We start from the raw sequence: 14,585 nt of genomic DNA, 5'->3' as shown, positions 1-14,585 counted from the left end.
AGCGGCGGCCGGGGCCGTCACTCCTTGGGCAGCGACTCGAACCGGGTCAGGTGGCCCAGGAAGCTGAGTCGGGCCACGCCGGTGGGCCCGTTGCGCTGCTTGGCCACGATGACCTCGGCCAGCCCGGCGTTCTCGGGGGTGGGCTCGTAGACCTCGTCCCGGTACAGGAACATGACCACGTCGGCGTCCTGCTCCAACGAGTTGTGGGCGACGATGCCGTTGGCCACGAAGTTGTGCGTGCCCAGCACCGTCGCATCGAAGACCGGCTCGACGCCGACGGGCTCGATGGCCACGATCCGGTCCCAGAGCACGTCGGAGAGGGCGAGGTCCGCCAACTCCTTGTCGCCGGTGATCTCGGCGATCGAGGCCAGGCGGGCCCGGCGCATGGCCCGAGGACGAGCCGTCGTCCCCAGCATGTAGGACCCGCAGTACTGCTCCCCCAGCTCGGCCGCCAACCGTCGGTGGCCGATGCCGGCCTCGGCCATGGCGGCCACGACCCGGGAGCGCGCCTCGTGAGGGATGGTGTCGACGTTCGGGTTGCCCTCGACGCCCTCGAGCAGGTGGAGGGCGGGAGCGACCCGCTCCCCCCGGGCCCCGTGGACGCCGATCTCGGTGAGGAACCGGCGCTGGTGCTCCACCCCCTCGATCCGCACGTGGTGCGACGGCCGATGCCTGCCCTGCGGCACCACGGTGATGCGGGCCTGGATCCCGCACCGGAGCAAGAGCCGTTGCACGTCGTCGGCCAGGCGCCGTGACGTGGTGGCGTACACCAGCCGCACCCTCGGTCCCCGGTCGCTGCGGCGTACCACCACCGTCCCGTCGGTGGCCCAGAGGTGGCGCAGGAAGGTCCGCACCTGTCGCACCGGAGCGGCGTCGACGGCGGCGGGCACGAACTTCTCGCCACTGCGACAGTCGTGCAACCCGAGGGCGTCCCACCAGACCGAGATGGGGTTGCGCACCCCGTGGGTGAGGTGGGTCGGAGCGGGCAGGTAGCTGTGCCACCACGCCTTCTGGGCCACACGGCGCGGGGTGATGCCGAACCGGCGCCGAGCGGCCTCCTCGACCACGTCCAGGTTGGCGGGGTCGTTGCTCGTGTAGTGGATCGGCTGGCGAGGGAGGACGCAGCCGTCGCCCAGGAGGTGCGCGAGGAGGACGAGCTCGTCGTCGTCCATCGGGACCTCGTCGATCGGGGCATCGAGGTACCGCGGGACCGCGAGCCGGGACCCGGCCTCGAGCTCACCGAGCGACACCCAGCCGTCGAGGGTGCGAAAGCGGTGGTTGGCGGTGGCCTCCACCGCACGCCCCGAGGCCAACGTCATGCGGAGCACGGGCTTGGTGCCACTGGGGAAGGCGTGGGTGAGCGTGGCCGGAACCAGGCGCCAGCGATCGTCGAGGCTCCACACCGGGACGTCTCGCTCGCCGGACTCGACCAGCTCGCCCAGGGTGACCTCGGCCCCGGTGTCGGCCCGGAGCAGACGGGTGCCGGCGGTGAGGCACCCCGACTCGCGCAGGTCCGAGAGCATGGGCCGCTTGTCGGCCCGCTGCTCCAGGCTCCGGTTGAGCTGGGCCAGGGCCACCACCGGGCACTCCAGCTCGCGGGCCAGGAGCTTGAGGCCCCGGGAGATCTCGGCCACCTCGACCTGGCGGCTCTCGGCGTTGGTGCGCCCGGTCATGAGCTGGATGTAGTCGACCACCACCATGCCCAGGTCGCCGACCTCGCTGCGGAGCCGGCGGGCCTTGGAGCGGATCTCCATGATGGAGACGTTGGGGTTGTCGTCGATCCAGATCTTGGCGTCGCCCAGGCGCCCCATGGCGTTGCTGATGTTGATCCAGTCGCTGTCGTTGAGGCGGCCGTTGCGGATCTTCTTGGAGTCGACCCGGGCCTCGGCGCACAGGATGCGCTGCACGAGCTCGACCTTGCTCATCTCCAGGGAGAACATGAGGATGGACTTGTCGTGGCGCAGGGCGGCGTTGGTGGCCATGCCCAGGGCCAGGGCGGTCTTGCCCATGGCGGGCCGGGCCCCCACCACCACCAGGGCGCCGGGCTGGAGGCCGGCGGTCATCTCGTCGATGTCGTAGTAGCCGGTGGCCGTGCCGGTGATCTCCGAGCCCCGCTCGTGCAGCATCTCGATGCGATCGAGGGTCTCGCTCAGCAGGTCGGTCATGCGGGCGGTGGTGCCCTCGCCCTCGTGCCGGGCGATGTCGAAGACCAGCGACTCGGCGGCGTCGACGGTCTTGCGGACGTCGTCGGGCACGCCGTAGGCCGTCTCGGCGATGGTGCCGGCCGCCCCGATGAGGCGCCGGAGCAGGGCGTGGTCCCGCACGATGCGGGCGTAGTGGGCGGCGTTCGCCGTGCCGGGGGCGTCGGCCTGGAGCTCGACCAGGGCTGCGGTGCCGCCGGCGGCGTCGAGCAGGTCGCGCCGGCGCAGCTCGTCGGCCACGGTGATGGGGTCGGCCACCTCGCCCCGGGCGGTGAGGATGGTCACCGCCTCGTAGACGTGGGCGTGGGCCGGCCGGTAGAAGACGTCGGCCCCCGGCACCACCTCGGCGGCCGAGGCCACCGCGTCGCGCGACAGGAGCAGGGCCCCGAGCAGGGCCCGCTCGGCGTCGAGGTTGTGGGGGGGGACGCGGGTCCCCGACGGGGCCCGGACCGGGCGGGGGCGCCGGGGGCCGTCGTCGAACGGCGGCTCGTCGTCGAACACGGGGGCGGCGTCGCTCATGGAGACCTTCGGGGGGCGGGGCGCCGTGGGGAGGCGGTGGCGGTCGATGGGGCGGGGCGCGACGGGTCTCGTCCTCCGGCACCGTGGCCCGCACCGGAGGGCGCGTGCGGCACGCACCCCAAGGGCACCCACCCTCGCCGATCCGGCCTGGGGAAGAACAGGGGCGCGGCCCGTGGATTGCCCTGTGGAGGAGAGGGCGGTCCTGGGGATGACCGGCCCGGGGCCGGGGAGCGGGCTGTGGACGGGGCCGCCGAGCGGGCCCCACCCCGGGCGACCGGCCGGGTCCGCTGTGGACGGCGGGCCGGAGCTGTGGACAGCGCCACCACGGCCGGCCCGGCCCCCTCCGCCCCGCGGGGCCACGCCGGGCCGGGGGCCGACGCGGTGGGCACGGGTCCCCGGGCCCGGGGGCGCGACGAGGGGCCCCGGCGCGCGCCGGGGCCCCTCGTGGTGGTCTCTGCGGTCGGGGCCGGCACCAGGCGGTGCCGGCGGGCCATCAGGCCCCCACGACCTCGATGCGGACGGGGAACTGCACGTCCGGGTGGAGCCGGGCCGTCACCTGGTGCTCGCCCGTCTCCTTGATGGGTTCGTCCACCACCAGCCGGCGGCGGTCAAGGATGATGCCGGTCTGGGCCTCGATGGCGTCAGCCACCTCGTGGGTGCCGACCGAGCCGAACAGGCGCCCCTCGGGGCCCGCCTTGGCGGTCACGGTGATGGTGGCCGGGACGAGGGTCTTGGCCACCTCTTCGGCCGAGGCCCGGTCGGTGGCGTCGCGCACCGCCCGGGAGCGGCGCATGGCCCGAGCCTGGGCCTCGGCCCCGGGGGTGGCCTTGACGGCCCGCCCCGTGGGCAGGAGCAGGTTGCGGGCGTGGCCGTCGGCCACGTCGACCACCTGGCCCTTGGTGCCGACGCCCTCGACGTCGGTGTGCAGGACGACGCGCATCAGGCCTCGACCTCCTGCACCTCGACCTCGGGCCCGGCCTCGACCTCGGCGTCACCGCCACCCGTGGGCGGCGGCGCGGTCGGGCGGGGCGGCGGCCCGTCGGGGCGCAGGCCCCGGTCACCGCGATCGCCTCGCTCGCCCCGGTCACGGCCCCCGCCACCCCGTTGCTGGGTGATGCGGTTGGTGTAGGGCAGCAGAGCCATCTCCCGGGCGTTCTTGATGGCCATGGCGATGTCGCTCTGCTGCTGGGCGTCGTTGCCGGTGACACGGCGGGCCCGGATCTTGGCCCGGTCGGACATGAACCGCTTGAGGAGGTTCACGTCCTTGTAGTCGACGTAGTCGATCTTCTCCTGGGTGAGGACGGAGATCTTCTTCTTGCTGCGCCGGGCGTTGTCCTTGTTCTTGCCCCGCTTGGGCTTCGCTGCTGCCATCAGAACGGCTCCTCGTCCATGTCGTTGCCTCCGCCGCCACCGCTGGGACTGCCGCCGCCACCGGACGGGCGGTCACCGCCGCCCCCGCTGGGGCTGCCCCCACCGGATCGGGGGGCGCCACCTCCGCCACCAGCGCCGCCCGCACCGTCGCCGTCGCGGCGCTCGTTGCGGGTGATGTTGGCCGTGGCCCAGCGCAGGCTGGGGGCGATCTCGTCGGCGACCACCTCGACCTTGGAGCGCTTCTCGCCCTGGTCGGTCTCCCACGAGCGCTGCTCCAGCCGGCCCGAGACCACGACGCGCGAGCCGCGGCCGAGGGACTCCGAGACGTTCTCGGCCATCTGGGCCCAGCACTTCACGTCGAAGAAGGAGGTCTGCTCCTCCCACTCGCTGGTCTGGCGGTTCTGCCACCGGCGGTTCACGGCGAGGCCGAAGGTGGCCACCGCCTGCCCGCTGGGGGTGAAGCGCAGCTCGGGGTCGCGGGTGATGTTGCCCACGATCGTCACGTTGTTGTCAGGCATGTGTCGTCCTCCGATCTAGGCCCCGGCCTCGGCCGGAGCGGGCTCGCCGGACAGGCCGCGGCGGGCGGCCTCGTGCACGGGGAGCCGCATGAGCTTGTGGCGGACGACCTCGTCCGCGAGCCGGAGGGAGGTCTCCAGGCGGTCGAGGGCGCCGGGCTCGGCCCGGATCTCGAACACCACGTAGAACCCTTCGTTCTTGTGGTCGATCTCGTAGGCGAAGCGGCGCCGGCCCCACTTGTCGGTGGTGACGGTGGTGGCGCCGGCCTCCTCGACCTGGACGTGCAGGCGGTTGATGCTCTGCTGGACCGTGGATTCGTCGAGGTCACCGCCGTAGATGACCATCAGCTCATAGGCACGCATCAGCGTGTGCTCCTCCCTCTGGACCCGGTGAGCACCGGGGCCCCGGTCGGTCCGGAGCAGGGGTCGATTGGACGAGGAACCCTACCGGGCCCCCCGGCCGGGCACCCAAAGGGGTCGGGGGCCGAGGGAGGGGAGCCATGGCCTCCATCATGGGAGGGGGGTGTGACAGCGGGGCCGGGGGCCGCTAGGGCGGGGCGCGGCAGGGGCCGGAGACCTGGAGGCGAGCCGGCGAGCCGGCGGCCAGGCCCAGCGCGTCGAGGCCGCCCTGGGGCACCTCCAGGGTGGAGCGGTAGGGCCCGGAGGGGGGGTAGGTGGGGCAGCGGGCGCCCCGGTCCAGGCACGGCTCCATGTCGGCGGTGTCGATCGTGGCCCCCTCGGCGTCGAGGTAGGCGATGGACAGCGGCAGCGGGGTGTCCTTCATGTAGAAGCCGCCCGTGCTGTCGGTGTCGAAGGTGAACAGCATCCCGTCGTAGCCACCGAGGGCGGGGTCGGTCACGTCCATGAGGCCACGGGCCCGCTGCTCGGGGGTCTCGGCCAGCAGGACGCAGAGGACCAGGGGCTCGCCGTCGGGGCCGGGGACGATGCGGACCTCCACCTCGCCGAAGCCCGGGAGCCGGGTGCGCCCGGGAGCGAAGGGCCCGGTCACCTCGGGCAGGGTCGAGCTGGACGCAGTGGCCACACCCGGGGACCCGGTCGAGGGCGTGGTGGGCGAACCGGCGGGCGGCGCGCCCGTCCCGCCGTCACCGCCCCCCGAGCACGCGGCCCCGCCCAGGAGGGCGACGGCCAGGGCGGCCACCGCCCACCGCCGGGCGCGAGGGCGACGCCGCGCCGCCGGGCGCGGGGCCCGAGAGGCCGGCGCAGGCGGTGATGTCCGGGACACGGCCACCATCTTGGCCGGTCCGCCTCTCATCAGTCGTCTCGCCCATCGAGGTGGTCACCACACCGAAAGAAGGACTGACCTGATTCGCGCATGGGTTGCAATGTGAGGCGTGCAACTCTCGCTCCAAGAGGCCGTAAACGGCACAACTGCCTTACGACTTCATCATCGAGCGATTTGGAGGGACCGCACCCATGGACACGTCCTCGTGTCGTCGTTCATCGGCGTCGGTGCCGGTCTGCTCCCCACACGTTCCCGTGACCGTTCCTCCCGCGTCCTCTGGGTTGGTGGCGTCGCGTTCCCATACGGAGAAGGATCCGTCGTGCCCTTAAACGCTTTGTACAAGAAGTTGTCGGCTCATCCCGATCGCCGGTTGCGAGTGATGACCCGAGACGGGAAGCTCCTCGTCAAAAGCTACTCAGAAGTCCGCACCGACGTAGAACAGCTCATGTCGGACCTGCGCGACTGCGATCTGGGAGCGGGTGACCTGGTGGGTGTCCTCGGCCCGAACTCCTATGAGTGGGCCGTGGCCGACCTCGCCCTCCTGGGGCTGGGGTGCGTCTCGGTGGCCGTGCCCACCGAGCCCTCCAACCGGCCCGTCGACATCCGCGGCATCTCCGAGCGCTACCAGCTCTCGGCCGTGCTCGTCACCGGCCCGCTGCGGGTCGACGGCGACCTCCCGCCGGAGGCCGCCGTCCTCGGCGACGGCCGGTCGACCCTGCGCAAGCGGATCGTCGCCGACCCGCCGTCCCTGCCGGAGGAGGTGTTCACCATCGCCTTCTCCTCGGGGACGGCCGGCACCACCAAGGGCCTGATGGTCTCCCAGCTGGGGATCTCGAACACCATCCAGCAGACCGGGCTGGCCTGGGAGGTCACCCCCGACGACGACGTGCTCATCGCCATGCCGTTCTCGAGCCTCCAGCAGCGGGTGATGCTGTACGTGGCCATCTGGTTCGGGTTCGACGCCACCGTGGTGGCCCCGGAGCGCATGTTCCAGAAGCTGCGGGACCTGGCGCCGACCATCATCCTCGGCCCACCGTCGTTCTTCGAGATCGTCGAGACCCGCCTGCGGGCGGCCAGCGCCCGCGAGGCCCTCCCCCGCCACCTGGCCGCCGCCCTCCACCTGGTGCCGGGCGACGCCAGCCTGCGCCTGCGGCAGCGGCTGGGGCGCCGGTGGACCGACATCTACGGGCGCCGGGCCCGCCTCCTGCTCACCGGCTCGGCCCCCGTGTCGCCCCGCCTGGTGGCCCTGTTCCACCAGCTGGGCCGGCCCCTGTACGAGATCTACGGGTGCACCGAGGTGGGCTGGGTCACCTCCAACCTCCCCGGCGCCTACCGGATCGGGACGGCCGGCCGCCCCGTGAAGGGCGTGGAGGTCACCATCGGGTCCGACGACGAGATCCTGGTCGACGCCCGCTGCCCCCAGGTCCTGGGCTACGTCTTCGACGGCGTGGAGACCCAGGACGCCGTGTTCCGGCCCGACGGCACCATCGCCACCGGCGACCTCGGCCACCTCGACGGCGACGGCTACCTGCAGCTGGTGGGGCGCAAGAAGAACGTGATCGTCACCCGCAGCGGCGTGAAGATCAACCCGGAGGAGCTCGAGCACGACATCGAGGCGTCCTGCCAGGTGAAGAAGGCGGTGGTGGTGTCCAACGGGCACGGCAGCTCCCTGAGCTGCGTGGTGTGGCTGGACGAGTGGCAGGAGGCCGAGCGGGTGCAGGCCATCGAGACCTACATCAGCAACGCCAACGCCAAGAAGGACTCGGCCCACAAGATCTCCAACGTGGTGTTCCGGCCCGACCAGGAGCTCACCCCCGAGACCGGCCTGCTGACCCGGAACCTCAAGGTGGACCGGAACGCGGTGATGCAGAAGGTCTTCGCCGACGGCGAGCGGGTCGCCCAGTGACGTCCTCGACCCTGGACGAGGGCGTCTGCCGGATCATCGGCAGCGCCATCCCGGGCGCGGCGGCCAGGGGCGTGACCCCCTCCATGCGGCTGCGGGGCGACCTCGACATCGACTCGATCGGCCTCATGAGCATCGTGTTCCTCCTGGAGGAGGAGACCGGCATCGACGTCCTCGACCGGGTCGACGACGTGATCGGGGCCGAGTACGTGTCCGACATCATCGAGATCGTCCGGCAGGCGTGAGCACGATGGTCGAGAGCGAACCAACACCCATCGTCGACTTCCACTGCCACGTCGCCTCGGAGATGTGCTTCCCCCGCTCCTTCCAGGACGGCGTGGTCGACAACGTCACCCTGGCCCTGGCCAGCAAGGGCATCCCCATCCCCCGGGAGAAGGTGGCCCGGGCCCAGGCCGGCACCCTGCAGGACCCCCTGTGCGACCAGCTGGTCAAGGAGATGGACGACGCCGGCATCGGCGAGGCCGTCCTGCTCCTGCCCGACTTCACCTGGGCCCTGCGCGACAGCACCCACACCATCGAGGAGCTGGTGGCCCACCACGGCGTGGTGCAGGAGCGGCACCCCGGGCGGTTCCACGTCTTCGTGGGCGTGGACCCCCGCTGGGGCGACGACGGCATCGCCCTGTTCGAGGGCGAGGTGCGGGCCGGCCGGTGCGCCGGCCTCAAGGCCTACCCCCCGTGCGGCTACACGCTGGCCGACAAGGCCCTCTACCCGTTCTACGAGGTCTGCGCCGAGTACGGCCTCCCGGTGCTGTCCCACATCGGGGCCACCTCCCCGGTGCTCGACTTCGAGCTGGCCCAGCCCATCCACGTGGACCGGGCCGCCCGCGACTTCCCCGGGGTCGACTTCGTGCTGGCCCACGGCAGCGTCCACTACCCCGACGAGTGCGCCATGCTGTGCACCAACCGGCCCAACGTCTACCTCGACGTCAGCGGGTACGAGACCATGGCCATGACCGGGCTCCAACAGCTGTTCCGCCGGGGGATCACCCACAAGGTCCTCTTCGGCACCGACTGGCCCATCTTCCGCCTCCAGGGCCACCAGGCGGACTTCGTGGCCCGGCTGGAGGCCGAGGGCGCCTTCCCCGACACCATGACCGCGGCCGACCGCGCCCTGTTCTTCCACGGCAACGCCCGGCGGCTGCTGGACAAGCGCACCCGGAAGGCGTCGGCGTGAGCGGGTCGGCGGCCCCGGTCGGCATCGGCTCGTTCGCCTGCGAGGTGGGCGACGTGGAGGTCGAGGCCCAGGACCTGCCCGGCTTCGAGGAGACCTGGGCGGCCGAGTCCCCGGGTGCCGACTTCGCCAAGATGGGGTGCGGCACGTTCCGCCGGCTGACCGGGCCCATCGAGGAGGCCATCGCCGCCAGCACGGCCCGCACCCTGGCCGCCGCCGGCGTCGGTGGCGACTCGGTCGACCACGCCATCTTCGCCACCACCGACGCCGGGCTGGGCCGCCTCGCCCCCACCCTGGCGGTGGGGGCCCTGGACGCCGCCGGCCTGGGCCGGGCCGTGCCGGCCATGGTCTCCTTCCAGCAGTGCTGCAGCTCGCTCACCGCCCTGCGCCAGGCCTGGGACCTCTTCGCCGACCCGCGGGTCGACACCGTGCTCCTGGTGGCGTTCGACCGGTGGCCCGACGACCGCGAGCGGATCAGGTCCTTCGCCCTGTTCGGCGACGCGGTCACCACCTGCCTGCTGCGCCGCGGCGGGGACGGCTTCGGGCTGGCCGCCTCGGCGGTGGGCGTCGACCCCGAGGGCCTCCACAGCCGGGACACGTTCCAGTCCCGCCAGCAGGTGGCCCGGTCCACCCTGGCCACCGTGCTCGACGCCGCCGGACGCACCACCGACGACGTGGTCAAGGTGTTCCCCACCAACCTGTTCGCGCCGCTGGCCATCTTCAACGCCTCGGCCGCCCGCCTCCACCGCAGCAAGCTCCACTTCGCCAGCACCCTGGCCACCTACGCCCACTGCGGCAACTGCGACTGGATGCTCAACCTGGCCGACCACGGCCGCGTCGAGGGGTTCGTGCCCGGCGGGGCCTACCTGGCCCAGGGCTCGGCCCCCGGCTTCTCGGCCTCGGCCCTGCTGGTGGCCCGGGACGGGGAGGCCGAAGCGTGAGGATCGTCGTCGACGACCTGACCGGCCCCGAGATCGCCGCCTTCCTGGAGGAGCACGTCGAGGAGATGCGGGCCGTCACCCCGCTGGAGAGCAAGCACGCCCTCGACCTCGACGGGCTCCGGGGACCGGACGTGGCCTTCTGGTCCGTCCTGGACGCAGGGACACTGGTGGGCTGCGGCGCCATCAAGGCCCTCGACGCCCACGACGCCGAGATCAAGTCCATGCGCACGGCCCGGACATCCAAGGGGTCCGGCGTGGCCTCGCTGCTGCTGCAGCACATCATCTCGGAGTGCCGGCGGGTGGGCCTGGCCCGGTTGAGCCTGGAGACGGGCTCGGACGACTTCTTCGCGCCGGCTCGCCGGCTCTACCTGCGCCACGGCTTCCGCTACAGCGGCCCCTTCGCCGACTACCGCGAGGACCCCAACAGCGTGTTCATGACCCGAGCGCTCTGATCGGGGCCGTAGTGGTGGGATCCGGACGGTGCACAGGTCGACCCCTGCTGGAACAGCTCCTGCCCCCGGCCGTGGTGGCCGAGGAGCGCTACGGCGACGCGCCCGGCCCCGCCCCCTACCCCGAGGAGGCCGCGGTGGTGGCCGGTGCCGTGGAGCGCCGGCGGCGCGAGTTCACCACCGTGCGCCTCTGCGCCCGCTCCGCCCTGGCCCGCCTGGGGGCGCCGCCCGGGCCGGTCCTGCCCCAGGGGTCCGACGGGCCCCGCTGGGCCCGGGGCGCACCCCGCTGGCCCGACGGGGTGGTCGGCAGCATGACCCACTGCGAGGGCTTCCGGGCGGCGGCGGTGGCCCACCGGGCGGCGGTGGCCTCGGTCGGGGTCGACGCCGAGCCCCACGAGGTGCTGCCCCGGGGGGTCGAGTCCGTGATCGCCGGCCCCGAGGAGCGCGACGCCCTGGCCCGGGCGGCCGCCGCCCACCCCGGCGTGGCCTGGTCCCGGGTGCTCTTCAGCGCCAAGGAGAGCGTCTACAAGGCCTGGTTCCCGCTCACCGGCCGCTGGCTGGGCTTCGACCAGTGCCGCATCACCCTCCAGCCCCGGGACGGCACCTTCACCGCCGACCTGCTGGTGCCCGGCCCGGTGGTGGGCGGCCGGCGGGTCGAGCGCTTCACCGGCCGGTGGCGGGTCAGCGGGGCCGTGGCCCCCCACCACGGCCGGGGCCACATCGTCACCGCGGTGGCGGTGCCGGCCCACGCCGGCCCGGGGGGCGGCGCCCGATGAGGGCCTCAGCGAGCCGGGGCGGCCTCGTCGCCCAGCGACCGGACCAGGGCCACCACGTCGCCCAGCGTCTGGACGTCGGCCAGGTTCACATCCGGCGAGGCCAGGTCCAGGCCGAACTGCTCGGAGAGGTCCAGCAGGATGGTGACCAGCACGATCGACTCCAGCCCGAGGTCATCGAGCAGGTGGCTGTCGAGCGGGAGGTCGTCGGTGGTGTCCAGGTAGCGCTGGAACTCCCGGACCACGGTGGCCTCCACGTCCGTCGGCGGGCCCTGGTCTTCGAAGGACGTCATCCGCGCGCTTCCCCTCATGACAGCAGATATGGACGGTCGCCCATGCTGACCGGTGCACACCCCGGGGGCAAGGGCCCATGACCGCCGACGGCGACGCCGGGCCCGGGGCCCCGCCCGAGGAGGCGCCGGCGGCCCCGGGTCGCGTCGAGCGCCCCGACGGGCCCTGCCCCACCGAGGTCAAGGTGGAGCTCGTGCTCCGCTCGCTGCGGGGCGAGGTCCTGGCCGACCTGGCCCGCGAGACCGGCCGCCCTCGCAAGCAGATCTCGACCTGGCGCCGGCGCTTCCTCGAAGGGGGCGAGGCGGCGCTGGACGGTCGGGCCGACGCGGCCGAGACCGAGGCGCTGCGCCGGGCCCGGGACGAGCTCACCGAGAAGGTGGCCACCCTGGAGGCCGAGAACCGGGACCTCGACCGGCGGCTGACGCTGCTCCAGCGGGCCGGGGCGGCCGGCGCCCCGCCCCACCCGTTCTGCTCCGAGGCCTACGGCCGCGCCATGGAGGAGCCCGGGGCCCGGGCCCTCCACGTGCCCGGGTGGGACACCTACGTCCTGGTGCGCGACGCCGCCGGCGGCCGGCGCCAGGCCGCCGGTGTCCGGCCCCTGGCCCCCCTGGCCCCCGGCTGCGACCTGCAGGCCGGCCTCGACGCCCTCCGCCAGGAGGGCGTCACCTCGGTCTCGCTGATCACCGACCCCATGTGGTGCCCGGAGCTGCCCGCCCTCCAGCAGGCGTTCCCGATCTGCCGGCCGTTCAAGGAGAACTACTTCATCGACCGGGAGAAGGGGGCGGCCCACCTCCGCAAGCGGCACCGCAACATCGTCAACAAGGCCCGGCGCACGGTGGAGATCCGCGACGTGGAGCTGGCCGACACCCTGAGCCGGTGGTTGGAGCTCTACCAGTTGAACGTGGACAACCGGCAGATCGCCCAGCCCTTCAGCGCCACGTACTTCGAACGCCTCGCCCAGGTGGCCGGGCTGCGCACCATCGCCGTGCTGGCCGACGGCGAGATCGTCTCCATGACCATGTGGATCCGCCACCAGGACGTCCTCTACTACCACGACGGCGCGTCGAGCGAGACCGGGTTCGAGGTCTCGGCGTCGTACACCGCGTTCGCCCACGCCATCGACGACACGCCGGACTGCCGCTACGTGTTCTTCGGGGGATCGGCGCACTTCCGGGACGACCCGCTGGACGGCCTGGCCGTGTTCAAGCGCGGCTTCTCGAACTCGTCGGCCCACAGCTACCTGTGCAGCGCCACGCTCAACCGGTCCGAGCGAGCGGCCCCCGCCCCGACGGCCTGAGGGGGACCGCCCCCGGCGGCCCCCCTCCTCGTGCCTCGACGTGCGCCCGACGGGATTCGAACCCGCAACCTTCGGAGTACAAGGCCGATGCTCTTCCGGCTGCGCTGTCGGCGGATAGCTCGGCCGTCCACTGCGAGACGCAGTTGCCTGCCCCTCGCGTGATGATGCGACAAGTTCATGACCTGCCTCCCACGCCGTCGCATGTGCGGGGCGTGGCCATCGATGGTCGGTGTCTGCTGGGTGCCTCGAGCCTGACCGTTGACCATTGAGCTACGAGCGCTCGATGTCGTCGCCGAAGCGGCGACGGGAGGGACAGTACTGCACATCACCGATATCGGCAATGGTGATCTGAGGGGAAAGGTGACCTCTGAAGCGTCTCTGGATCGCGCAGAAGTAGACCACTTCATTGCCAGTCCCAATCACGGCAATTGAGTGCAAACAACCGGCAATGAAATGGTCCGATAAAAGTTGGTCACCCCCCTATCTCGGTGTCCATTTGAGGATTACCCTGCCGACCGATGACCGGGAGCCGCTTCGACTACGCCGCCAACCTCGGCCGAGCCGGGACCTACCGCGCCCACCGTGGGGCCTTCTGGCCCCCGGCCGAGAGCCACGTCGTCTCCTGCCTCGACCTGGCCGCCACCGCCCCCGAGCTGGGCCACGACGCCCTGCGGGGCCTGACCGAGCTGCGCGACGCCATCGACGCCGAGTGGCGCCGCACCAAGGAGGCGGGGGCACCGGGCCGCACCCGCTTCACCGACCCGCGGCCGGTGGCGGCCGCCCTGCGGGCCGTCGGCCAGCACCTGCGGAGCGAGGTGGACCGCCACGCCGTCACCCTGCGGGCCGCGGCCATCGAGGACGGCTACGACGACGACATCCTGAAGGCCCTGGCCGACGTCGAGGAGGACGTCGCCGTGGTCGCCGGCCAGATCGCCACCTGGTACGGCAAGCAGCTCGGGGGCCTGCCCACCGCCTTCGCCTGCCGGCGCGACGACACGCACCAGGCCAAGGTCCAGGCCGCCACCGGCGAGCTCGGCGACGTGTCGGCCTACCTGGCCGGCCTCCACGCCGACCTGCGCCTGGGCGACACCCCGGCCTTCCTGGCCACCCAGCTCTTCTTCATGGCCGGCGAGGGCAACCTGCACCCGAAGCACATCGCCTACTTCCTCCCCGAGGACGAGGGCGTGAAGTACTCGCCGTTCAAGAAGACCTACTACTTCGCCAACACCCACCGAGGCCTGCTGGCCAGCCAGTCGGCCCCCCTGGCCGCCCGCTTCCTCGACATCGGCGTCGATCGCCTGCCCACCGGCAGCGCGGACGTGGTGCCCACCCTCGGGGTGCTGGGCCACGAGCTGGGCCACTGCGTCCACCGGCCCACCACCGCCTACAAGCCCCTCAACACGTCCGACCGGTGGGCATCGGTCGTCCTCCAGGAGACGGCGGCCGACGTGTTCGGCATCCTGATCCTGGCCGACGTCTGGTGCGAGCGGCTGGGCCTCGACCCGGCCGACACCATCGCCTACTACCTGTCCGAGTGCCTGCGCTACGTGAACCGGGGCCTGGGGCACTTCCCGGACAGCGACGGCATGTTCCTCCAGCTCTCGTACTTCGTGCAGCTGGGCGCCCTCACCATCGAGCGGGACCACGGGCCGCGCCTGGTCGGTGACCCCGACGTCGTCCGGGCCGGCCTGCGCTCCCTGGCCCGGGTGCTGGGCGACACCCTCCTCGCCCCCGAACCCGGACCCGCGGTCGCCCTGCACCGCGCCTTCGGGCCCACCTCCGCCGACCCGCTGCGGGCCTTCGTGGACGAGATGGCCCGGCACCCCGCCGGCTCCATCGAGTACACGCAGGAGCACGTCCACGCGCCGGTCGGCTCCGCGACCTGACCAG

At 72.7% G+C, this 14,585-nt stretch carries 14 protein-coding genes and 1 pseudogene; 8 read left to right on the top strand and 7 right to left on the bottom strand.

Going from position 1 to position 14,585, the window contains the following annotated elements:
- Positions 1-17: 17 nt before the first annotated feature.
- From VEW93_10560 to VEW93_10535, 6 genes and pseudogenes are all read right to left on the bottom strand, one after another.
- Positions 18-2,720, bottom strand: a complete 2,703-nt coding sequence (locus VEW93_10560) for a replicative DNA helicase (protein ID HYI62233.1) — start codon at positions 2,718-2,720, stop codon at positions 18-20.
- A gap of 493 nt (positions 2,721-3,213) precedes the next feature.
- Complete coding sequence (rplI, locus tag VEW93_10555) at positions 3,214-3,660, bottom strand: 50S ribosomal protein L9 (protein ID HYI62232.1); 447 nt, start codon at positions 3,658-3,660, stop codon at positions 3,214-3,216.
- A 179-nt stretch (positions 3,661-3,839) separates the two neighbouring features.
- Positions 3,840-4,091: pseudogene (rpsR, locus tag VEW93_10550) on the bottom strand (30S ribosomal protein S18).
- Positions 4,091-4,609: a single-stranded DNA-binding protein gene (gene ssb, locus VEW93_10545; protein ID HYI62231.1), complete on the bottom strand. Its 519-nt coding sequence runs from the start codon at positions 4,607-4,609 to the stop codon at positions 4,091-4,093. The pseudogene rpsR and the gene ssb overlap by 1 nt, the downstream one beginning before the upstream one ends.
- A gap of 15 nt (positions 4,610-4,624) precedes the next feature.
- The gene (gene rpsF / locus VEW93_10540) at positions 4,625-4,969 is read right to left on the bottom strand and encodes a 30S ribosomal protein S6 (protein HYI62230.1); all 345 of its coding nucleotides are present in this window, start codon (positions 4,967-4,969) and stop codon (positions 4,625-4,627) included.
- A 184-nt stretch (positions 4,970-5,153) separates the two neighbouring features.
- A complete protein-coding gene (locus tag VEW93_10535; GenBank protein ID HYI62229.1) occupies positions 5,154-5,615 on the bottom strand; it encodes a DUF192 domain-containing protein in 462 nt (153 codons plus the stop codon).
- Between the two features lie 613 nt (positions 5,616-6,228).
- Here VEW93_10535 and VEW93_10530 point away from each other — a divergent pair.
- Genes VEW93_10530 through VEW93_10505 form a run of 6 tightly spaced genes read left to right on the top strand, consistent with a single transcriptional unit; the run spans position 6,229 to position 11,110 of the window.
- The gene (locus VEW93_10530; protein HYI62228.1) at positions 6,229-7,755 is read left to right on the top strand and encodes an AMP-binding protein; all 1,527 of its coding nucleotides are present in this window, start codon (positions 6,229-6,231) and stop codon (positions 7,753-7,755) included.
- Complete coding sequence (locus tag VEW93_10525; protein HYI62227.1) at positions 7,752-7,997, top strand: acyl carrier protein; 246 nt, start codon at positions 7,752-7,754, stop codon at positions 7,995-7,997. Before VEW93_10530 ends, VEW93_10525 begins: the two co-directional genes overlap by 4 nt.
- A 5-nt stretch (positions 7,998-8,002) precedes the next feature.
- Positions 8,003-8,947, top strand: coding sequence for an amidohydrolase family protein (locus tag VEW93_10520; protein ID HYI62226.1), 945 nt, complete (start codon positions 8,003-8,005; stop codon positions 8,945-8,947).
- Entirely contained in the window at positions 8,944-9,885 is a 942-nt protein-coding gene (locus VEW93_10515) for a hypothetical protein (GenBank protein HYI62225.1), read from the top strand. Before VEW93_10520 ends, VEW93_10515 begins: the two co-directional genes overlap by 4 nt.
- Positions 9,882-10,337, top strand: coding sequence for a GNAT family N-acetyltransferase (locus VEW93_10510; GenBank protein ID HYI62224.1), 456 nt, complete (start codon positions 9,882-9,884; stop codon positions 10,335-10,337). Before VEW93_10515 ends, VEW93_10510 begins: the two co-directional genes overlap by 4 nt.
- Positions 10,338-10,351: 14 nt before the next feature.
- A complete protein-coding gene (locus VEW93_10505) occupies positions 10,352-11,110 on the top strand; it encodes a 4'-phosphopantetheinyl transferase superfamily protein (GenBank protein HYI62223.1) in 759 nt (252 codons plus the stop codon).
- 5 nt (positions 11,111-11,115) lie between these two features.
- Here the strand turns inward: VEW93_10505 and VEW93_10500 are convergent, their stop codons facing one another.
- Positions 11,116-11,400 (bottom strand): acyl carrier protein, encoded by a 285-nt coding sequence (locus VEW93_10500; protein HYI62222.1) that lies wholly within the window; start codon positions 11,398-11,400, stop codon positions 11,116-11,118.
- A 77-nt stretch (positions 11,401-11,477) separates the two neighbouring features.
- Between VEW93_10500 and VEW93_10495 the strand changes: the two genes are divergently transcribed.
- Entirely contained in the window at positions 11,478-12,695 is a 1,218-nt protein-coding gene (locus tag VEW93_10495; protein HYI62221.1) for a GNAT family N-acetyltransferase, read from the top strand.
- Between the two features lie 518 nt (positions 12,696-13,213).
- The gene (locus tag VEW93_10490) at positions 13,214-14,581 is read left to right on the top strand and encodes a hypothetical protein (GenBank protein HYI62220.1); all 1,368 of its coding nucleotides are present in this window, start codon (positions 13,214-13,216) and stop codon (positions 14,579-14,581) included.
- Positions 14,582-14,585 lie beyond the last annotated feature (4 nt).

This window comes from Acidimicrobiales bacterium (assembly GCA_035630295.1).
In the GTDB taxonomy this organism is placed as follows: domain Bacteria; phylum Actinomycetota; class Acidimicrobiia; order Acidimicrobiales; family Iamiaceae; genus Iamia.
Note: the sequence above shows the minus strand (reverse complement) of the source record. Positions and strands in the feature narration are given on the sequence as shown.